The organism is Paraburkholderia acidiphila, from assembly GCF_009789655.1.
GTDB classification, from domain to species: Bacteria; Pseudomonadota; Gammaproteobacteria; order Burkholderiales; family Burkholderiaceae; genus Paraburkholderia; species Paraburkholderia acidiphila.
In genome coordinates this window covers 262,024-280,189 of the sequence record NZ_CP046911.1, presented here as the reverse complement: position 1 = coordinate 280,189, position 18,166 = coordinate 262,024, and the positions used below count along the sequence as shown (strand labels likewise).

Genomic DNA, 18,166 nt, shown 5'->3' with positions numbered 1-18,166 from the left:
CTCCCGCGCGCTTCAGTACGGCTTGTCGCCAATAATGCCGGCGCGTTCCATCTTGCGGTGGCAGGGCGGATAGTCCATCACGGCATAGTGCTGGGTGCTGCGGTTGTCCCAGATCGCGATGCTGTTCGGCTTCCAGCGCCAACGTACCTGGTACTCCGGAATATAGGCCTGACTCACGAGGTAGCGCAGCAGGTCGGCCGCGCCCGGGTTGGCGTCCTGACCGAAGCGCACGCGCTCGGGCGTGTGATAGTTCGTGATGTGCGTCGTGAACGCGCTCACGAACAGCACCTTCTCGCCGGTTTCCGGATGCGTGCGCACCACCGGGTGTTCCGCGTCGGGAAACTGCGCCTTGAGTGCATGGCGCTTTTCGATCGGCATGGCCGCACCGAAGCTCGCCTCGATGCTATGGCGCGCGTACAGGCCGTCGATCTGCGCCTTCACGTGTTGCGGCAGTTTCTCGTAGGCGAGCACCATGTTCGCCCACATCGTGTCGCCTCCCACCGGAGGGCACTCCACGCAGCGCAGCACCGCGCCGAACTGCGGCGCTTCGCGCCAGGTGGCGTCGGCGTGCCAGGCATTTTCATAACGGTCGTTGGGCTGGTCCGGGTTCTTGTAGATGCGCACGAGGCCCGGATGGTCAGGGTCGCTGCCCGCAACCGGATGGTCCTCCAGCTCGCCGAAGCGGCGGGCAAACGCCACGTGCTCGGTGCGCGTGATGTTCTGGTCGCGCAGGAACAGCACGCGGTGTTTGAGCAGCGCCGCGCGAACCTCGGCAAAGAGCCCGTCGTCGTGAACGGCATCGGCAAGATTCACCCCGGTCAGTTCCGCGCCAATGGCGTAGGTCAGTTGTTCGACTTTCATGCTGCGCTCCTCAGATGACGAAGACCGACGACCCCGTCGTCTTGCGCGCTTCGAGGTCGCGGTGCGCCTGCACCGCGTCTTCCAGCGCGTAACGCTGGTTCAGTTCGATCTTGATGCGGCCCGCCGCAACGTGCCCGAACAGCTCCGCAGCCAGCTCGTTCTTTTCCGCGGGGTCGGCGATATAGTCCGCCAGCGCCGGGCGCGTGAGATACAGCGAGCCCTTCATCGCGAGGATCTGCGGATTGAACGGCGGAATCGGGCCCGAAGCCGTGCCGACGCAAACCATCAGGCCGCGACGCTTGAGCGAGTCGAGCGACGCTTCGAAGGTATCCTTGCCCACGCTGTCGAACACGACGTTCACGCCCACGCCGTTCGTCAGTTCGCGCACGCGTTTCGCGACATCTTCGCGGCCGTAATAAATGATGTGGTCGCAACCGTGTGCGCGCGCCACTTCGCCTTTCGCCTCGTTCGACACCGTGCCGATCACCGTGAGGCCCAGCAGCTTCGCCCACTGCGAGACGATCAGGCCGACCCCGCCCGCCGCTGCGTGCAGCAGGATCGTGTCGCCGGCCTTGAAGTCGTGAATGCGGCGCATCAGGTACGACGACGTGAGGCCCCGCATGGTCATGCCGGCCGCCGTTTCGCACGCGATCGCGTCGGGCAGCTTGATGAGCGGCGCCGCCGGGATCAGGCGCTCCGTGCTGTACGCGCCGAGCGTGTTGATGAAGCCGGTATAGGTCACGCGGTCGCCCACCGCGACGTTGGTCACGTCGGGGCCCACGGCCTCGACCACGCCCGCGGCTTCCACGCCCATGCCAGCAGGCAGCGGAACGGGGTACAGGCCGGAGCGGAAGTAGGTATCGGCGAAATTCAGGCCGACTGCCTCATGGCGCAGACGGACCTGTCCGGGGCCGGGGTCGCCCACTTCAACGCTCTCATAGCGCAAGACTTCGGGACCGCCGGTTTCGTGGAAGCGCACTGCTTTCGCCATGTTCAATCTCCTATCCTTTACTCAAACGCGTCGAGTCAAACTCGGTCAAGCTGACTCAGACTGCAAAATCAGATTCATCGTTGTGCGTGACCACCGGCTTCTTCGCGCAGTGCGTTCACACGATCCAGATCGACGGCGTAGTTGCGCTTGCCGATCAGGAAAACACCAGCCGCCACGAGCGGCGCAAACGGCACGAGCTGCAGAGCGCCGAGCAGGCCGATGTGGTCGGCGGCCATGCCCGTGAGCACCGCGGCGGGCGCAAGACCGAGCAGGTTGTTCGCCAGCGTGAGCGTGGCGAACGCCGAAGCGTGGATCGAGGGCGGCGTGAGGTTCGCCACCATCGCGCCCGAGGGGCCCGCTGCGCCTGCGCAGAAGAACATGGCCGCGCCGATCAGAACCAGCTGCGCCGGGCCAGCCGGCATGCGCAAGCCGACCGTGAGCAGCGCGAAACAGATCAGGCAATACGCGATGGCGATGCTCCATTTGCGCGCGCCGTTGTCCTTGCTGAAGCGATCCGCGAGGTTGCCGCAGACCACCATTCCAACGCCCGTCACCAGCACGAACAGCGCGGCGGTTGCGGCCGCTTTGCCGGTCGCCATGCCGTAATAGCGGTTCAAAAAGCTCGGCAGCCAGCTCCACACGGCCGCAGGCACGAGCAGATGCACGCCGCTTCCCACATACGCACACACCACGGAGCGCGTGGAAAAGAGGCCCTTGAGCAGCGCGCGCAGACTCATGCGCATCCCAAGGCCCTTTGCCTCGCGGCTCACGCTTGCCGGCTGCAAGCGGGCAATACGCTTTTCGGTGACGACGATGCGATAGATCACCACCAGCACGATACCCATCGCCGCCATCGCGCCGAATGCCGCGCGCCAGCCGTGCTGCGCGGCGACTGCGCCGCCCAGCGCCATGCCGAGCACCGAGCCGAACGCGCCGCCCGCCATGAAGGCGCCCGTGATGGTAGAGCGCAGCCGCACCGGGAAAATACTCAGGACAACGGCAATCCCGACGCTGCCGTAAGCCGCTTCGCCGATGCCCACGAAGGCGCGTGCGAGCAGCATTTCGCCGTAGTTCGTCGAGAGCGCGCAGCCCAGCGTGGCGACGCTCCACAGCGCCGCCATCAGAACGATGCTCTTCACGCGGCCCCAGCGGTCGGCGAGCACCGAAAGCGGAAACGTGAGCACGCCCACCATCAGCGCGACCACGCTGCTCAGCGAGCCGAGTCGCGTATCCGAAAGATTCCATGTGGTCTTGAGCAGCGGGAACACTGCATTCAGGACCTGGCGCGACATGTAGTCCGAAAGCAGCAGCCCGACCGTCAACGCGAACACCACCCACGCGAAAGCGGGCACGCTCGTCTCGGTCGTCGTCAATTCGCCCGCGGTGGGCTCGGCATGCGTGAGCATGGGTTGTCTCCTAGGTGTCCCGCTCTTCGTCGGGTTCCGTTGTTCTCTCAGGTCTACGGCAGGCACCAAGCAAGCGCCAAACACCCGTTTCAAGGCCCGGCACAAGCACGCATGCGCGCCGGGCCCACTGCCATTACGCCGCGCGCAGCGGCAGATTCTTCACGCCGGCCACGCGGTTCGGCGCCATGCCGTTGGCCGCGAGCGTTTCGTCGACGCTGTCGTACTGCACGCCGATGCGGTAGATCTCGCGCGCTTCCTTGCCCGTGGCGATTTCGCGGCCCAGCTCGCGCGCCACGCGCACGCACTGCTCGATCTGCTGCACAGAGGTCATGCGGTTGCCGTGCTGGTCGATGATCGTATCTTCAATGCCGCAGCGCGGGTGCAGGCCCATGGCCATCGCCATCATGTTGAACGGCAGCACGTTCTTCAGCAACGATTCCGCCGTGAGCGTGCAGCCATCGGGCGCACGGTGCACGAAGTTGAAGAAGTTGAACGGGTTCGGGCCGTCGAAGCCGCCGCCGATACCGATCCACGTGAGGTTCAGCGGCCCCTTGTACGCGCCCTTGCGCACGAGGCGATCGAGCGTTTCGAGCGCGTGCATGCCTGTGAGCTGGAAGTGCGGCTGGATGCCCGAAGCCTGCAGACGGCGCAGATGCTCCTCCACCCATGCCGGGCCCGCCGGCACCGTCATTTCGCTATACGCGGCCATCAGTGCCGGGTGCGCCAGCGACGTGCCCTCCAGGTATTCCGGGTAGAGCAGCTCCATGATGTTCATCTGCGTGGTGTTGATCGCCACGGTCACCTGGTCCGGCTTCGGTTCGAGGTCGGCCAGCATGTGGCGCGTGTCGTCCGAAAGCCACTTGGCAGCCTGGCCGTCGTCTTCCGGCGCGAACGAGATCGAGCCGCCCACCTGGATGATCATGTCCGGCACCGCGGCGCGCACGCCCGCGATCAACTCGTTGAACTTCGACAGACGCTTGGAACCCTTGCCGTCGAGTTCGCGCACGTGCAGGTGCAGCACCGTTGCGCCCGCGTTGTAGCAGTCCACCGCCTTCTGGATCTGCTCTTCCATCGTCACCGGAATGTCTTCCGGGAAGTCTTCGGGCATCCATTCCGGGCCATACGGCGCAGTGGTAATCACAACCTTGTCCTGGTTCTCAGGGTGCAGCGAATCGTCGAGGAATTGCATCGTGTTCTCCAATATGAGGGACCGTATTTCAACGTTTGACAACGTGGCCATGAACCCGAAATACCGCTCGGGACTGGCTGATCCGTTGAGATGCACGATACGGCAATCCTGCGTTACACTTTTCTGATCGCGCGCCATCGTTTTAGCTTTTCGCGCCACCAAGCGTTAACACCGATATAAGCGCAAGCCCATGTTCTACGGGCTGAGAAGGCGCGGCATCGAGGAGACACGACAATGGAAACGACCCTGAGCTCGGTCTCGCTGAGCGGCTATTTCGACGTGGCGAAGCGCGTGGGGCTGAACCCGGTCGAGCTTGCGCACGAGGCGGGCGTGGACACCGCTGCGCTCGCGAACCCGGACCACCGCATTCCCGCCGCGGCCGCGTGCCGCTTGCTGGAGCGTTCGGCGGAAAAAGCGGCGTGCCCGACGTTCGCGCTGCAAATGGCCGAAACGCGCCACAAGTTCGGCAGCGGTGTGGTCAACATCCTGCTCGCGCACAAGCGTACGCTGCGCGAGGTGCTGCTCGCCACCGCCGAGTACCGGCATCTGCTCAACGAGGCGCTCGCGGTGTATGTCGAAGACACGGGCTCGACCGTCACGATCCGCGAGGAACTGGTGGTCGATCCCGGCACGCCGACGTACCAGGCCATCGAACTCGCGGTGGGTGTGCTCGCACGCCACTCCAGCGCGCTGCTCGGCGACCACTGGAAACCGCGCGCGGTGCACTTCGTTCATCGGGCGCCGCCCAGTGTCGCGTATCACCGGCGTTTTTTCGGCTGTCCGCTGGAATTCGGCAGCGACTTCAATGGCTTCGTATGCGCGGCCGCCGACCTCGACTACCCGAACCCCGCCGCCGACCCGGAACTGGTGCGTTACGCGGAGAGTCTCGCCGATTCGCTCAACGTGACGGGCGTCGATTCCACCGCGCTCGAGGTGCGCAAGGCGATCTACCTGCTGCTGCCGCTCGAACAGGCCAGCGTCGAAGGGGTGGCCGCGCATCTGCACCTGAGCGTGCGCACCATGCAGCGCCAGCTCGGAGCGGCCAATACAAGCTTCACGCGGCTGGTGGAGGAAGTGCGGGGCGAGCTTGCGGTGCGCTACATGAGCAACCCGCGCTACCCCGTCGGGCGCGTTTCCGACCTGCTCGGCTACGCGCAGCAGGGCTCGTTCACGAACTGGTTCAGCGCGCGCTTTGGCATGACGCCGCGCGACTGGCGCAATAGCCATTTGAAGTGACGGGACTTTGGGGCGCGTGCCCTGCGCCTTAGGTCCTTTGCCCCCTCAGCCCGTATTCCGAAGCGGATGCGGCTCGTCGGCATCGAACGTGGTCATGAGCCGCACCAGATCGGCGAGCGAGTTCGCTTTCATCTTCTCCATGACGCGGGCCCGGTGAATCTTGATGGTTTTTTCCGCCGCGCCCAGTTCGTCCGCCACGAGCTTGTTCGGCCGGCCGATCACCACGAGCGCCATGACCTCGCGCTCGCGCGGCGTCAGCTTTTCAACGCGGCGCTGGATCTCGGCGCGCTGCTCGCGTTGTTCGAACAGATGGCAGCCGCGCTCGAGCGCGCGCGACGTGGCTTCGAACAGCACGCTCGCATCGATCGGCTTCGTCAGGAAATCCGATGCGCCCGCCTTCATCGCCTGGACCGCCGTGCCCATGTCGCCGTGGGCCGAAACGAACACGATCGGCACCTTGCCCTCGAGCCGCTGCTGCAATTCAATGCCGCTCAAGTCGGGCAACTGGAGATCGAGCAGCAGGCACGCCGGCGCGCTCGTCAGATCCGCGCCGGACAGGAAGGCGCTCGCACTGCCGTAGGCCTCCGCCGTGTAGCCGCCGGATCGCAGCAAGCGGCATAGCGCGTTGCGAACGTGTTCGTCGTCGTCCACGACGAACACGATGGGAGTTGGCGAGTTCATGGTGAAAAACGCGCATTCGTCTGCACGTACGCGCCCTGAGCAGGAAGTTCGATTTGGAAGGTCAACCCGTGATCGGCGTTGCGCTCGGCCCATAGCTGGCCGCCGTGCGCCATGACGATGGTGCGGCTGATGGAAAGGCCGAGGCCCAGCCCTTGCGGCTTGGACGTCATGAACGGCTTGAACAGCGTGACGAGCCGCTCGGCATCGACACCCGGCCCATGATCGCGGATCGCGAGGCGCACCTTGCCGCGATCCTCGCTGGCCGTCGCGACGATGCACACCCTGCGGTCTTCGGGCCGGCAGTCGTGTACCGCGTCGAACGCGTTCAACAGCAGATTGACGAGCACCTGCTGCAGTTGAACCGCATCGCCATGCACTTGCGGGAGGCCCTCTTCGATGCGCGCGCCCACTGCCGCGCCACAGCTTTCCGTCTCACGGCGCAGCAGGCGAACCACGTCGCGCACGAGGCTGCCCACATCGACAGGGCACATTTCGGGCAATTCGCACCGCGCGGACTGGCGCATCTTGCGGATGATCGCGTGCGCACGCGTGCTATCGGACACGACCTCGCCAAGCAGTTCCCGCAGGTCGCTCAACGCCGGCGGGGTCTGGGCGAGAAACCGCTGCGCCGCCTGCGCGTTGCTGAGAATGGCCGTGAGCGGCTGGTCGACTTCGTGCGCGAGCGCGGCGGCCATGTCGCCCACTTCGGACGCCCGTTCCCGGCGCAACCGGCGTGGTTCGCTGCCCGGCTCCGCGAGCGCCGTGTCACGACGTTCCGGTTCGATGACGACCACCATGCGCGCCGCCGGTCCGGCGGCGAGCGACGCCGAAGCGCTCACGTGAACATCGATATCGGCGCCGCTCTTCGCCCGCGCGATCGCCACACGCGTCACGCTGTGCGGCAGTCCTTCTGCGCTCTGCAGTGCGGCGAACGATACGGGGCGCGCATCTCTTCGCCAGGCCACGAGCACGTTTTCTATACGCATGCCGATCAATTCGCCCAAGGCGTAGCCGAGCACGCGGGTGGCCATGCCGTTCGCCCAGGCCACGCTGCCCGTTTCGTCGATCACCAGCGCCGCCGCGGGCACGACTTCGAGAACGCTGTGCACGCTTTGCGCGATGGCTTGCGCGGCCTGCGCCGGCATGTGGCCGGCTTTGGGCGCGGCCAATGCCCGCCCGTTCGGCAGACTGCGTGGCTTGACTCTACCGAGCCACGCCAGCAAGCTGGCCGCTGCATGCTCGGCTCTCGATCTGCTCAGTTTTAGTTTTTCGTTCCCCATGTCTGCCCTGATCACGGTGTCCTCCGACTACGCTGCCCCGCTGCGGCGCGAGAAACGTTTCGAACGGGTCAATCGCTTCAAACGCTTCAGCGCCAGGCGGGGCGGATTTGACGAGCACCAGAATTCCGGCCGTTTGCGGGGCGAGGTAGCACCCCAATACTGACTTCTGCCTGCTTTTGATTTTTGAAGACGCTCCGGCAGCTGCGGAGAATGAGTCAGTCATTGAAGAAAATGAGTGGATGGGATCATCGTTGCGGAACCGCGTGGCTGTACGCTTTCACCGCGCGTTTATTATATGAAAGAAATTGCCGATGATTGATCCCCGGTGCAATTGTTTTCGATAATTTATTCCACATACGCCGCCCCTCAAGCCCTCCTTGGCTTGAATGCGCTTGCGATGGCTGATATACACTGACTATTTACAGGGAATATTTGCGAACATTTTCCGGAATTCAACAATGACTCTCGTGATCGGCATTGATATTTATTCAATATGAATAGGTATGTTATTTTGTCTATTGTTAATTATAAAATTTTATCGCCGATGAAATAACCGCGACCATTATTTCAAACTGAAATCGCTCTTGCCGGGCAGCGGGATCCGTCACACTTTTCACGCGCGGCACGTTTGATGCCGTTGTCGATCAAGGCGCCGAAGCCGGCTTCGTTGCGCTGGCCGCATGATGCTGCTGCGTATTCTGCTGAGTCTGCTGCGTAGACTGGTTCGAGCGAGCCTTCTGCTCCGCTTTGCGCTGCACGTCCCGCATCTGCCTCGTACCCATCGTTCCCGCTTGCGCATATACATCAGACATGAAAACGGGCGCGCAAAGCAGGAGCGCCATCGCACACCGCGCAGCAAGACGCATCTTCATTTTGGATCTCCAGGTATCCACGCTGCCTGTCTCGACCAATGGATAGCATCGTTGCGCAGCCGTTGCGGTGTCAATAGGACTCTGGTCCGATTGCCAGCACAACGTGGCTTACCAGACTATACGCGTGGGCTTCCCCGCCTCGCCGCACTCGAAAAAGAACGGGAGCGCTCGCGCACGCCCCATCTCGTTGTCGCTATCCGTCCCGTACTCCGGTTGAGCAAACGAATGGAAGGATCCGCCATGACTTCATGCATCAAACAACGCCTGTACACGGTGTGCCTGCTCGTGTTCGCGTTGCTGGTGTTGCTCTTCGCAGGCGCTCAGGCGGTGCGCGCGCAAGACGCGCCGCAGCCCGCCCCCTACAAACCCGAGGAGCTGGAAGCGCTCGTCGCGCCGATCGCGCTCTACCCCGATTCGGTGCTGGCACAGGTGCTGATGGCTTCCACCTACCCGCTGGAAATCGTCCACGCGGCGCGCTGGGTCAAGGAGCACCCGAAGGTGAAGGGCGACGACGCCGTGAAGGCCGTGCAGGACCAGTCGTGGGACACGAGCGTGAAATCGCTCGTTGCGTTCCCGCAGGTGCTCGAACCGATGAGCGACAAGCTCGACTGGACCCAGAAGCTCGGTGACGCGTTCCTCGCCCAGGAAAAAGATGTGCTCGACGCCGTGCAGCGCCTGCGCGCTCGCGCGAAGGACTCGGGCAACCTGAAGAGCAATGAACAGCAAAACGTCGTGGTCGAACAGCCGCCCGCGCAGGGCGGCCAGACCGTCGTAAAGATCGAACCCGCCAACCCACAGGTCGTCTACGTGCCCGCGTACAACCCCACGGTCGTCTACGGCGCGTGGAGCTACCCGGCTTACCCGCCGTATGCCTGGGCGCCGTATCCGGCTTACTACCCCGGCGCCGCGCTGATGACCGGCTTCGCATGGGGCGTTGGCATTGCCGCGGCGGGCGCGATCTTCGGCAACTGCAACTGGGGCGGTGGCGACGTCAACATCAACGTCGACAAGGCGCGCAACGTCAATCGCAACTTCGACAGCACGAAGGTCCAGGGAGGCAAGTGGAAGCATGATTCGAGCCATCGCCAGGGCGTTGCATACCGTGACAACGCCACGCGCGAGAAATTCGGCAACAACGTGGGGGGCGCCGACGGGCGCCGCGACTATCGCGGGCGCAACGGCCAGAATGGCCAGGGTGGCGCCAACGTAGCCGATCGTGCGGGCAACCGCGGGGGCGGCGGTGCAGGAGGACAGGGTCTCGGCAACGGAAACCGCGGGAATCAAGCAAATCAGGGCAATCGCGGCGACCGCGGCAATCGCGGCGGCGCGGGCAACAACGCGAGCGTCGGCAACCGCGCCAACATCGCCGACAACGGGGGCGCGGGCAATCGCGGCAACCTCGGCAATAACGGTCCTGGCGGCAATGCGGGCGGCAATCGCGCGGGCGTGGGCAACAATGCCGGCGCAGGCAATCGCGTGAGCACCGGTGCAGGCGGCGGCGGGTATGGTGGCGGTGGCGGCGGTGGCAGAGGCTACGGAGGCGGCGGACGTGACAGCGCCTTCCAGGGCGTAGGCAGCGGCGGCGCCACGCAGCGCGACGCGAGCCGTGGCCGCTCCAGCGTGCAATCCTCGGGGTTCAATCGCCCAAGTGGCGGCGGCGGCATGCGCGGCGGTGGTGGCGGCGGACGCGGCGGCGGCGGCAGACGCTAAGGGGAACAGCCATGAACAGACATGAGATTCTCCGCCCGGCGGCATCTGCGGCAGTCGCAGCGGCTATCGCCATCGTACTCCTCGCGTCCGCGCCACGGCCTTGCGCGGCCGCCGGGCAAAGCACCTTCCCCACGCCCGACGCCGCGATGACGGCGTTCGGCGACGCTGTGGCGGGCAACGACGAGGCGGAATTGCGCACGCTCTTTGGTGCGGATTTCCGCCAGCTCATACCGCCAGTTGGCGCCGAGGTCCGCGACAAATTCCTCAGTGAATGGAAGGTCTCTCACACCATTCAGGATACCGATGCAAATCATGCGGCCATCGCCGTTGGCGACGACGGGTGGACCTTTCCGATTCCACTCGTCAAAACCGCTCACGGCTGGCACTTCGACACGCAAGCCGGCGTCGAGGAAATGCGCGTGCGCCGCATTGGCCGCAACGAGCTTGCCGTGATGCAGACGATGCTCGCGATCTACGACGCGCAACGCGAATACGCGCAGACGTATCACGACGGCGGCGACATGCTGGTCTACGCCAGCAAGCTCGCGAGTTCGCCGGGCAAGCAGGACGGCCTGTACTGGCCGACCGGCGCCGACCAGCCGCCAAGTCCGCTAGGCGTCGCGTTCGCCACGGCCGGGGCGCGCAACGCCGAAAACGCCGGCTACTACGGCTATCACTACAAGCTGCTGACCTCACAGGGGCCGCATGCGCCAGGCGGCACGTATAGCTACATGGTCCACGGCAGGCTGTTCGGCGGCTTCGGCGTCGTCGCATGGCCGGTGCACTATGGCGACACGGGCATCAAGACGTTCATGGTGAGCCACGACGGCCAGGTCTACGAGCGCGATCTCGGCCCCAACGGCGCGGCGAAAGCCGAAGCGATGACGTCGTTCGATCCGGGCCCGGGCTGGTCGAAGGCTTCGCCCTGATGCGTAGCGCCGGTCCGATCAAGGCGCGTGCGCGGCATCGCGCGCAGGGGTTTGCACCGGCGCGCCTACGCCGAGCATATAGAGGAGCAACGCGTCGCGATCGGGTCCGCTCATCGCAGCCGTCGAACGCATGAGCACGGCGCTCGCCCAGCAGATGTCGGCCATCGTGGCGTCGGGCGCACCGTTCGTCACGCGTTCGAGCCGCGCCACGGCCAGCGGATCGCCCGCCAGCGCCGCGTTGACCGCGTCGTCCAGATGCTGCAACGCCCGCTCGTACGCCGCGGGCGCGGGCAGCGTGAGCGGCGCAGCAAGCAGCGACCGGATCACCACGCGGTAGAGCAACGAGAAGTATTCGGCGGTGTCGGCATCGCTCATGCTGCCGATCGAAATGCGATCGGCTATGTCCTGCACATTCGCGATCCCCTGGCAATTGCCGCGCGCCACGCGCCCCATGTACTTAGCGAGCAGCGTGAAGTACGCCAGGCGGTCTGGCGGCGTCAGGCGCGCAATGCCGCCGCGGATCAGGCGCTCGCGCGCCGCGTCGTCGCGCAGCCGCGCTTCGAGACCCGCCACGCCGCCGGGCACGGCGAGCGCAACGGCCGGATCCGCCCGCAACCGGTAGAACCACGCTTCGACGATGCGCGCCTTGATCGTCTCCTGCTCGACACCCGCTTCGCTCAAGGCAACCGTGGACGCTTGCCCGGCCGGCGCGACAACGTAGTCGAGCACCGCGAAGAGTCCCGCTGGCGCGTCCTCGTTGTCCGGCACGCTGCCCGACGCATCGTGGGCCGCCGACAACGCCAGCGCCGTGGTCAGCGCCAGCCACGCACAACGCAACGTCTTCATGGGACCCCGCGTGGTGGCGTGCTCAATCCGTCGCACTGCCAACTGTTGGGTGGTCCGCGCGAATCGCCGCGGCTATGTCGGCGCTGATGGCGGCGAGTGCGCGGTCATGCGCGTCGACGAGCGCGCCGTAATCCTGGCTCTTCACCTGCTCGTGCGCCACCGTGTGCCCGAGCGTCAGCGCCGCGTGGCCAGGCGGCTTCACGACCCATTGCGCGTCGATCGTCACCGAATCTCCCAGCACGCTGTCGATGCGCGTGATATCCACGCGCACGCGCCAGGCCGGCGGCGTGGTCGCGCCCACATCGACCGTGGAAACGCGCGCCGCGCCGAGCCGCTGCGCGAGGTCCGCGGCGACGACGCGCCCGATGTCGAGCTTGAGCGGCGCGGCCCAGCGCGCGAACTCGTTCATCTCGATCGTGTTGTCCGCATTGCGCGTGACGATTTGCGGCCGGTCCACCATGTCGGGCACGGTCACGGGACCGACCACGACATCGAGCGCAACCGCGCCGGTCGGTACGGCGGGCGCGGCGGTGGAGGTCGCGGCGCTCCCGTCGTCGGCGCGCAGCGCATAGAAGGTGGGCGACGGCGAGGAGCATCCGGCGAGGCACACCAGCGCAGCGGCGAGAACGGTATGCAAGGTCACGTTGCGGCGGTTCACTGCTTGCCTCCTGGTTTGCCCTGCACCACGGCCTCGGGATGGCGCTCCAGATAGTCCGTGAGCATGCGCACGGAGGCGGCGGTGCGGGCGAGTTCGCGCATGGCGTCGCTCGTGTTCTGCTGGAGTTGCGAGTCGGGCTGCAAGGCGTCGGTGGCCGAGTTGAGCGTGGACTGCGCGGCCGAGAGCGTGTCGTGCGCCTGCGGCACGACGTCGGTGCCCAGTTTCGCCATCACCTCGTTCGCGTTTCGCAGCGTGCGCTCGGCGTTCGCGCCGATCGCGTCGAACGGAATGCCGTTGAGCTTCGCAAGCAGCCGCGTGAGCGAATCCTGCAGCGACTGCAGCGTGCGCGGCACGCTCGGCAGCTCGGGCGGCGTTCTCGACCAGTCGATTTTGGCCTTCGGCGTGTCCGGGAAAACATCGAAGGCGACGTAAAGCTGCCCGGTGAGCGGATTACCCGAGCGCAGCTGGAACCGGAAGCCGTTGGCGATCAGGAACTCGGCAAGCTGCCGCGGCTGCGCAGTGAGCCGTCCGGCCGGCCGCCCATCCTGATAGCGCGACGTGAAGCGCTCCGGATACAGGTTGATTTCGACAGGAATACTGAATTGCTTCTTTACCGGGTCGAAGCGCGTGTAGATGCGTGTGACTTCGCCGATCACGACGCCGCGGAAATCGACCGGCGCGCCCACGGTCAGTCCGCGCACCGAATCGTAGAAGGTCACGACGTAAGTATCGACAATACTGTCGTGCTCCTTCAACGAATCGGCGTGCGTGGCGTAGAGTTCGAACTTCGAGTCGCTGTCGGCCTCGGGCGACTCGCCGCCGGCGGCGGCATCGGGCGACTCGAACGCCACGCCGCCAATGAGCAGCGACACCACCGACTGCGTGTTGATCTGCACGCCGTCGGGGCTCAGCGACACGTCGAGTCCGCTCGCGTGCCAGAAACGCGTGTCGCTGCGCACGAACCGGTCGTAGGGCGCGTTCACGAACACGCGCAGCGTCACGCCCCGGCCGTTCGGGTCCATTTCATAGGACGCGATCTGCCCGACCTGAAGACGCCGGAAGAACACCGGCGAGCCCACATCGAGCGAGCCCATGTTCGTGCTGTGCAGTACGAATTCGCGCCCCGGAATGTCGCTCGGGATCACAGGCGGCACTTCGAGTCCCACGAAGTCGTGGCGTGTTTTGGTGGAGTTGCCTTCGTCCATGCCGACGAAGGAGCCCGACAGCAGCGTGCCCAGGCCCGAAACGGTGCCGCCCGAAATGCGCGGGCGCACGACCCAGAAGCGCGTGTTGTCGACGAGCATGCTCGTGGCGTCTTTCACGAGTTCGCCCGTCGCGATCACGCGCTTGTGATCGGGCGAGAGCGTGACCGACTTCACCACGCCGATATCGACGTCCTTGTACTTGATCTTGGTTTTGCCGGCTTCGAGGCCGTCGCCGGTCTTGAAGCTGATCGTGATGGTCGGCCCTTCCTCGATGATCGCCTTGACGGCGAGCCAGCCGCCGATCAGCACCGCGACGATCGGCACGAGCCACACGATCTGCATGCGCCAGCGCGAGCCCTGCACCGGCTTCGCCTCGGGCAGATCCGGCAAGGAGTTGTCGTTACCCGGCGCTGCCATTTTCGCGCTCCACAGCGTCCCAGATCAGACGCGGATCGAACATGTTCGCGGCGAACATCGTGAGGATCACGACCGCGCCGAAAGCGATCGCGGCGGGCCCCGCCTTGATCGTGGCGAGGGCGTTGAACTGCACGAGCGCCACGAGCATCGTAATGACGTAGATGTCGAGCATCGACCAGCGGCCGACCAGTTCGATCAACCGGTAAATGCGGGTGCGCTGCTCGGGCAGCCAGGTCCAGCTGCGTTGCGTGGACCACGCCAGGTACGAAAGCCCGAGAATCTTCAGCATGGGCACCGCAACGCTGGCGATGAACACGAGCAGCGCGAGCGGCCAGGAGCCCGACACCCACAGGTACACCACGCCGCTCATGATCGTGTCCTTCTGCGTGCCGAACAGCGAACTCGTGTCCATCACGGGCAGCACGTTCGCAGGCACATACAGCACCATCGCCGCGACCAGCAGCGCCCACGTGCGCGAGAGGCTCGCGACCTTGCGCATATGCAATGCGCTGCCGCAGCGCGGGCACGTTGCGGCATGCGCGGCCGCCGGCATGCGCGCGAGCATCCCGCACGCGTGGCAGCGCGCGATGCCGCACGCCGCGCCCGTGAGCGCGCCTGCGGCACGGCCGCCTCGCGCACCGGCCTCGTCGCCAGACGCGAAGTGCGTTCTCACGTTGGGCGCACTGGCGGCATTGGCAGCATTGGCAGCATTGGGCGCGTTGGCTACGTTGCCCGGCCGCGACGCGCGCGCCACACGCGCCCAGAACTGACGCGCGTCGAACGCCGCGCTCGCGCCCGCGAGCACCAGCATCAACGCGCCAAACGACCACAACGCCACGCCCGTCACGACCGTGGCGATATGGGACAACTTCACGAGCGCGACCAGCAGGCCGAGTATCAGCACCTCGGTCATGCCCCAGGGCCGCGCGGTGTACAGCACGCGAAACAGCAGCGGCGCGCGCCAGGGCGCGCGGTTGAGCGCAAGCGGCACGAGCAGGGCGAGCAAACAGGCAACCTGCATGCCCGGCATGAGGATCGTCGTGGCGAACACCAGCGCCGCGATGGGCCACATGCCGTCGAGATAAAGGATCTCGACCGAATGCCACAGTGTCGTGAGCACGAGATTGCCGTTCACCGCGAGCCCGACGATCGGATACAGGTTGGAAATGACGAACAGCACCAACGCGCCCAACGCAAACGCGAGCGAGCGCCCGAGGCTTTCCGGAAGATCACGCTCCAGTTCGGCGTTGCAGCGCAGGCAGCGCAGCGTGCCGCGCGGCGGACAAGGCGCGCCGCGCTGCATGAGATCGCAGTCGTGGCAAACAAGAAGCTCGGCGCGCTTCATTGCGGGGCCTCCCTGAATCCGGCCGTGGCCTGGTCGTGGCGTGATCGCTGCATCGTCGCTGTACCGGTTCGGCATGCGGGGCGTCAGCCGGGCGGCGGCACGCCAAGCACGGCATGGACCGCGCCGATGAGCGCGGAGTCGTCGAACGGCTTGCGCAGGTACGCAACCGCGCCGGCTGCCTGCGCCTGCTCGCGCACGCGCGCATCGTCGTGCGCCGTAATGACGATGCACTGAATGCCGGTGCCGCCCAGCCGGCGCTGCACCTCGATACCGTTGATGCCTGGCATCTGGATATCGACGATCACGCACGTCGGCGCGTGAGGGGCAGCCGCCGCCAGCGCGGCGAGAAATGCCTCGCCGCTGGTGTACACGTCGGAGTCGATGCCGACCGACTTCAACAGGCGCTGGATGGCTCGCCCGACCGACTCCTCGTCGTCGACGACGGCCACGGATCGTGTCACGTTGTTCATAAGACTGTGCGTTCGGTTACCGATGGAGACAGCCAGACCCGCGCCGCCGTACGCGCCGACCGGCATCCCGCGCGCAAGCGGCTGCCCCATGTGCGACTACTTGTGCTGTGCAGGCTTGACGGATACGGCGAACGCTTCCGTATACACAGCCTCGACCTGATCGCCGACCTGTACGTTCGCGAGCTGTTGGGGATCGTCGACTCGCAGGTCCATCGTCCCGCCTTCGGGTCCCATCAAGGTGACCGTTTTCGCTTTCGCATCGACCGACACGACATTCGCCGTCACCTTCACCTGACGCCCGACCATGCCGCCGGGCTTTTCGCCGGCAGCCGCGCGCTCGGCCTGCGGCGTTTCCTGTATCGAGGTCTCCTCGCCGCCTCCCTTCTTCAGACTCAGCGTAAGGGATTCCTTATAAGTGACAGTCACGATATCGCCGACCTTTAGCTGAGCGAAGTTTCTGACTTCCGGCCCCAGCTCCGCTTCGACCAGCTTGCCGTCGTGAGCCTTGAGCGTGACCGTGCGCGTGTCGGCATCGATCTTCGTGATGGTCGCCGTCACCTTGTGCATGCCGGTGACGGTTGCCTTTCCCGGCTCGTGCGTCACGTTGGCGGTGGTCTGCCCCTGGGCCGCGGCAAGCTGCGCCGCGGCGACGATGGCTGCTGAAACAACCCACTTGAGGTACGGCATCGCGACCTCCTGTTACAGATCGAGCTTCGTCACCTTCGTGCCGGCTACCGACGCGTCGGCCATGATGCCCGAGTTGGTCATCACGATGGCCTGCACGGGCGCCGTTGCGGTTCTCGTGTCGATCTGACCATTCGCGCCGACCTTGACGAGCGTAACCGCAACGTCGCCGCCCACCGACCAGCCCTTCGAGTTACGGAACTTGTCGAGCGAGTCCTGCGTCATGAACAGAAAGATCACAGCGGTGGACTGCACCCCGGCCTGCAAGCCGAACGAAGCAGCCGCCGTACTGTAGTACCCGACCGTCGATCCGCCTACGCGCAACGCACCCTGGCCATACGCGCCGCCGATAATGAACGCCGCCTTCCCGACCGAAGGAAACACCAGCACGCCTTGCGCCTTGGAGACCAGTTCTTGCGAGCCCGGGACCGTCGAGAACAGGCGCGACATCGTACCGTCCACGGATGCATCGATTTCCTGGCGTTTTGCCGCGTCGGTCGCGCCGCTCGTCCCACTGCTCGTGGTCGTGCTGCAACCCACAACGGCCAACCCAGCCGCGGCCGCTGTCGTAAGCACAAAAATCCGTCGCTTCATCGTTGTCCTCCATTAGGTTTTTACAGCCCGGACACAGCACTCACGCATGCGGATCGAACGTCACGCCAGAATGAGACGTTGTTCGCACAGCGTTGCCAAGCGTGGCTCATCGTTCAGTGACATGGTCTCAGACCCGTCGCATCGGACAAATCGGACCTTGGTCTTACGCCGCCTCATGGACCTCACCATCGCGCGCGCTACTGCACCGTATAGCCGCGCCCTTGCATGCACGCCGCCCACGCGCGATTGAACGTGTCGATCGTGCCCTGCTGCTGTTGCTGCGCATTGGCCTGCTGCGCACGCCGGTCCTGGCGCGCGCGCGCGCCGCCCACCATCGTTCCGGCCGCAGCGCCCACTGCCGCGCCTCGACCCGCATCACCGGTTATCGCGCCGATCACTGCGCCGCCCGCCGCGCCGCGCGCCGCGCCCTGAACACGTTGGCCGCCGCCCACCGCCGGGCCCGAAGGCGGCGGCGGTGTCGCGGCAGCCTGTTTTGGGTCGATGCCCGTGTTGCTCTTCGCCCACGAGTAGCACGACGATTCGTCCGCATGCTGTTGCTGTGCGCTCTGCCCCTTCGCGGGATAAGCGATAGGCGTTGCCTGGGCGGCACTCGCCAACAGCAGCACGGCCGCGCACAGGGCGCCGGTCCGGCGATTTATATAGGCATCCATATCAACTCCTTGGGCGCGTGCGAGAGCGCGCCGATCACGCCTGCTGCTATCGGCGGGAGGTTGGGAAGCGACAGCCGTGCTGTCGGCACGACGCCCGGATTCAGAGGGCAAACATCACACC

Annotated in this window: 17 protein-coding genes; 3 read left to right on the top strand and 14 right to left on the bottom strand. The window is 65.5% G+C overall.

Annotated elements, in window-relative coordinates; genetic code table 11:
- Positions 1–12: 12 nt before the first annotated feature.
- The 4 genes from FAZ97_RS25500 to FAZ97_RS25485 all read right to left on the bottom strand — a co-directional run bounded on the left by FAZ97_RS25500 (position 13) and on the right by FAZ97_RS25485 (position 4,447).
- Complete coding sequence (locus tag FAZ97_RS25500) at positions 13–861, bottom strand: TauD/TfdA dioxygenase family protein (protein WP_158761290.1); 849 nt, start codon at positions 859–861, stop codon at positions 13–15.
- Positions 862–871: 10 nt separating this feature from the next.
- Positions 872–1,852, bottom strand: a complete 981-nt coding sequence (locus tag FAZ97_RS25495) for a quinone oxidoreductase family protein (protein WP_158761289.1) — start codon at positions 1,850–1,852, stop codon at positions 872–874.
- A gap of 74 nt (positions 1,853–1,926) precedes the next feature.
- Complete coding sequence (locus FAZ97_RS25490) at positions 1,927–3,258, bottom strand: MFS transporter (RefSeq protein WP_158761288.1); 1,332 nt, start codon at positions 3,256–3,258, stop codon at positions 1,927–1,929.
- A gap of 133 nt (positions 3,259–3,391) precedes the next feature.
- Entirely contained in the window at positions 3,392–4,447 is a 1,056-nt protein-coding gene (locus tag FAZ97_RS25485) for a BKACE family enzyme (protein ID WP_158761287.1), read from the bottom strand.
- Between the two features lie 234 nt (positions 4,448–4,681).
- Between FAZ97_RS25485 and FAZ97_RS25480 the strand changes: the two genes are divergently transcribed.
- On the top strand, positions 4,682–5,683 hold the full coding sequence (locus tag FAZ97_RS25480) for an AraC family transcriptional regulator (RefSeq protein ID WP_158761286.1): 1,002 nt from the start codon (positions 4,682–4,684) through the stop codon (positions 5,681–5,683).
- A 45-nt stretch (positions 5,684–5,728) separates the two neighbouring features.
- On the opposite strand, the gene FAZ97_RS25475 is transcribed toward FAZ97_RS25480, so the two are convergent.
- On the bottom strand, positions 5,729–6,364 hold the full coding sequence (locus tag FAZ97_RS25475; RefSeq protein WP_158761285.1) for a response regulator transcription factor: 636 nt from the start codon (positions 6,362–6,364) through the stop codon (positions 5,729–5,731).
- Positions 6,361–7,533 (bottom strand): sensor histidine kinase, encoded by a 1,173-nt coding sequence (locus FAZ97_RS25470; protein WP_158761284.1) that lies wholly within the window; start codon positions 7,531–7,533, stop codon positions 6,361–6,363. The genes FAZ97_RS25475 and FAZ97_RS25470 overlap by 4 nt, the downstream gene beginning before the upstream one ends.
- Before the next feature lie 1,223 nt (positions 7,534–8,756).
- Here FAZ97_RS25470 and FAZ97_RS25465 point away from each other — a divergent pair.
- Entirely contained in the window at positions 8,757–10,226 is a 1,470-nt protein-coding gene (locus FAZ97_RS25465; RefSeq protein WP_158761283.1) for a DUF3300 domain-containing protein, read from the top strand.
- Positions 10,227–10,237: 11 nt separating this feature from the next.
- Positions 10,238–11,155 (top strand): DUF2950 domain-containing protein, encoded by a 918-nt coding sequence (locus tag FAZ97_RS25460; RefSeq protein WP_158761282.1) that lies wholly within the window; start codon positions 10,238–10,240, stop codon positions 11,153–11,155.
- A gap of 18 nt (positions 11,156–11,173) precedes the next feature.
- Here the strand turns inward: FAZ97_RS25460 and FAZ97_RS25455 are convergent, their stop codons facing one another.
- The 8 genes from FAZ97_RS25455 to FAZ97_RS25420 all read right to left on the bottom strand — a co-directional run bounded on the left by FAZ97_RS25455 (position 11,174) and on the right by FAZ97_RS25420 (position 18,045).
- Positions 11,174–12,001, bottom strand: coding sequence for a hypothetical protein (locus tag FAZ97_RS25455; protein WP_158761281.1), 828 nt, complete (start codon positions 11,999–12,001; stop codon positions 11,174–11,176).
- 22 nt (positions 12,002–12,023) lie between these two features.
- Entirely contained in the window at positions 12,024–12,659 is a 636-nt protein-coding gene (locus FAZ97_RS25450) for a PqiC family protein (protein ID WP_158761280.1), read from the bottom strand.
- Complete coding sequence (locus FAZ97_RS25445) at positions 12,656–14,281, bottom strand: PqiB family protein (protein WP_158761279.1); 1,626 nt, start codon at positions 14,279–14,281, stop codon at positions 12,656–12,658. Before FAZ97_RS25445 ends, FAZ97_RS25450 begins: the two co-directional genes overlap by 4 nt.
- On the bottom strand, positions 14,265–15,626 hold the full coding sequence (locus tag FAZ97_RS25440; protein WP_158761278.1) for a paraquat-inducible protein A: 1,362 nt from the start codon (positions 15,624–15,626) through the stop codon (positions 14,265–14,267). Before FAZ97_RS25440 ends, FAZ97_RS25445 begins: the two co-directional genes overlap by 17 nt.
- An 83-nt stretch (positions 15,627–15,709) precedes the next feature.
- On the bottom strand, positions 15,710–16,096 hold the full coding sequence (locus tag FAZ97_RS25435) for a response regulator transcription factor (protein WP_158762410.1): 387 nt from the start codon (positions 16,094–16,096) through the stop codon (positions 15,710–15,712).
- A 96-nt stretch (positions 16,097–16,192) separates the two neighbouring features.
- Positions 16,193–16,783 (bottom strand): copper-binding protein, encoded by a 591-nt coding sequence (locus FAZ97_RS25430; protein ID WP_158761277.1) that lies wholly within the window; start codon positions 16,781–16,783, stop codon positions 16,193–16,195.
- 12 nt (positions 16,784–16,795) lie between these two features.
- Positions 16,796–17,374 (bottom strand): BPSL1445 family SYLF domain-containing lipoprotein, encoded by a 579-nt coding sequence (locus FAZ97_RS25425; RefSeq protein ID WP_158761276.1) that lies wholly within the window; start codon positions 17,372–17,374, stop codon positions 16,796–16,798.
- 197 nt (positions 17,375–17,571) lie between these two features.
- Complete coding sequence (locus FAZ97_RS25420) at positions 17,572–18,045, bottom strand: glycine zipper family protein (RefSeq protein ID WP_158761275.1); 474 nt, start codon at positions 18,043–18,045, stop codon at positions 17,572–17,574.
- Between the last annotated feature and the right edge of the window lie 121 nt (positions 18,046–18,166).

Bases quoted from the DNA above. Each gene is read 5' to 3' on its own strand.
- FAZ97_RS25500 (WP_158761290.1), bottom strand. From the start codon at position 861: ATGAAAGTCGAACAACTGACCTACGCCATTGGCGCGGAACTGACCGGG.
- FAZ97_RS25495 (WP_158761289.1), bottom strand. From the start codon at position 1,852: ATGGCGAAAGCAGTGCGCTTCCACGAAACCGGCGGTCCCGAAGTCTTG.
- FAZ97_RS25490 (WP_158761288.1), bottom strand. From the start codon at position 3,258: ATGCTCACGCATGCCGAGCCCACCGCGGGCGAATTGACGACGACCGAG.
- FAZ97_RS25485 (WP_158761287.1), bottom strand. From the start codon at position 4,447: ATGCAATTCCTCGACGATTCGCTGCACCCTGAGAACCAGGACAAGGTT.
- FAZ97_RS25480 (WP_158761286.1), top strand. From the start codon at position 4,682: ATGGAAACGACCCTGAGCTCGGTCTCGCTGAGCGGCTATTTCGACGTG.
- FAZ97_RS25475 (WP_158761285.1), bottom strand. From the start codon at position 6,364: ATGAACTCGCCAACTCCCATCGTGTTCGTCGTGGACGACGACGAACAC.
- FAZ97_RS25465 (WP_158761283.1), top strand. From the start codon at position 8,757: ATGACTTCATGCATCAAACAACGCCTGTACACGGTGTGCCTGCTCGTG.
- FAZ97_RS25460 (WP_158761282.1), top strand. From the start codon at position 10,238: ATGAACAGACATGAGATTCTCCGCCCGGCGGCATCTGCGGCAGTCGCA.
- FAZ97_RS25455 (WP_158761281.1), bottom strand. From the start codon at position 12,001: ATGAAGACGTTGCGTTGTGCGTGGCTGGCGCTGACCACGGCGCTGGCG.
- FAZ97_RS25445 (WP_158761279.1), bottom strand. From the start codon at position 14,281: ATGGCAGCGCCGGGTAACGACAACTCCTTGCCGGATCTGCCCGAGGCG.
- FAZ97_RS25440 (WP_158761278.1), bottom strand. From the start codon at position 15,626: ATGAAGCGCGCCGAGCTTCTTGTTTGCCACGACTGCGATCTCATGCAG.
- FAZ97_RS25435 (WP_158762410.1), bottom strand. From the start codon at position 16,096: ATGAACAACGTGACACGATCCGTGGCCGTCGTCGACGACGAGGAGTCG.
- FAZ97_RS25430 (WP_158761277.1), bottom strand. From the start codon at position 16,783: ATGCCGTACCTCAAGTGGGTTGTTTCAGCAGCCATCGTCGCCGCGGCG.
- FAZ97_RS25425 (WP_158761276.1), bottom strand. From the start codon at position 17,374: ATGAAGCGACGGATTTTTGTGCTTACGACAGCGGCCGCGGCTGGGTTG.
- FAZ97_RS25420 (WP_158761275.1), bottom strand. From the start codon at position 18,045: ATGGATGCCTATATAAATCGCCGGACCGGCGCCCTGTGCGCGGCCGTG.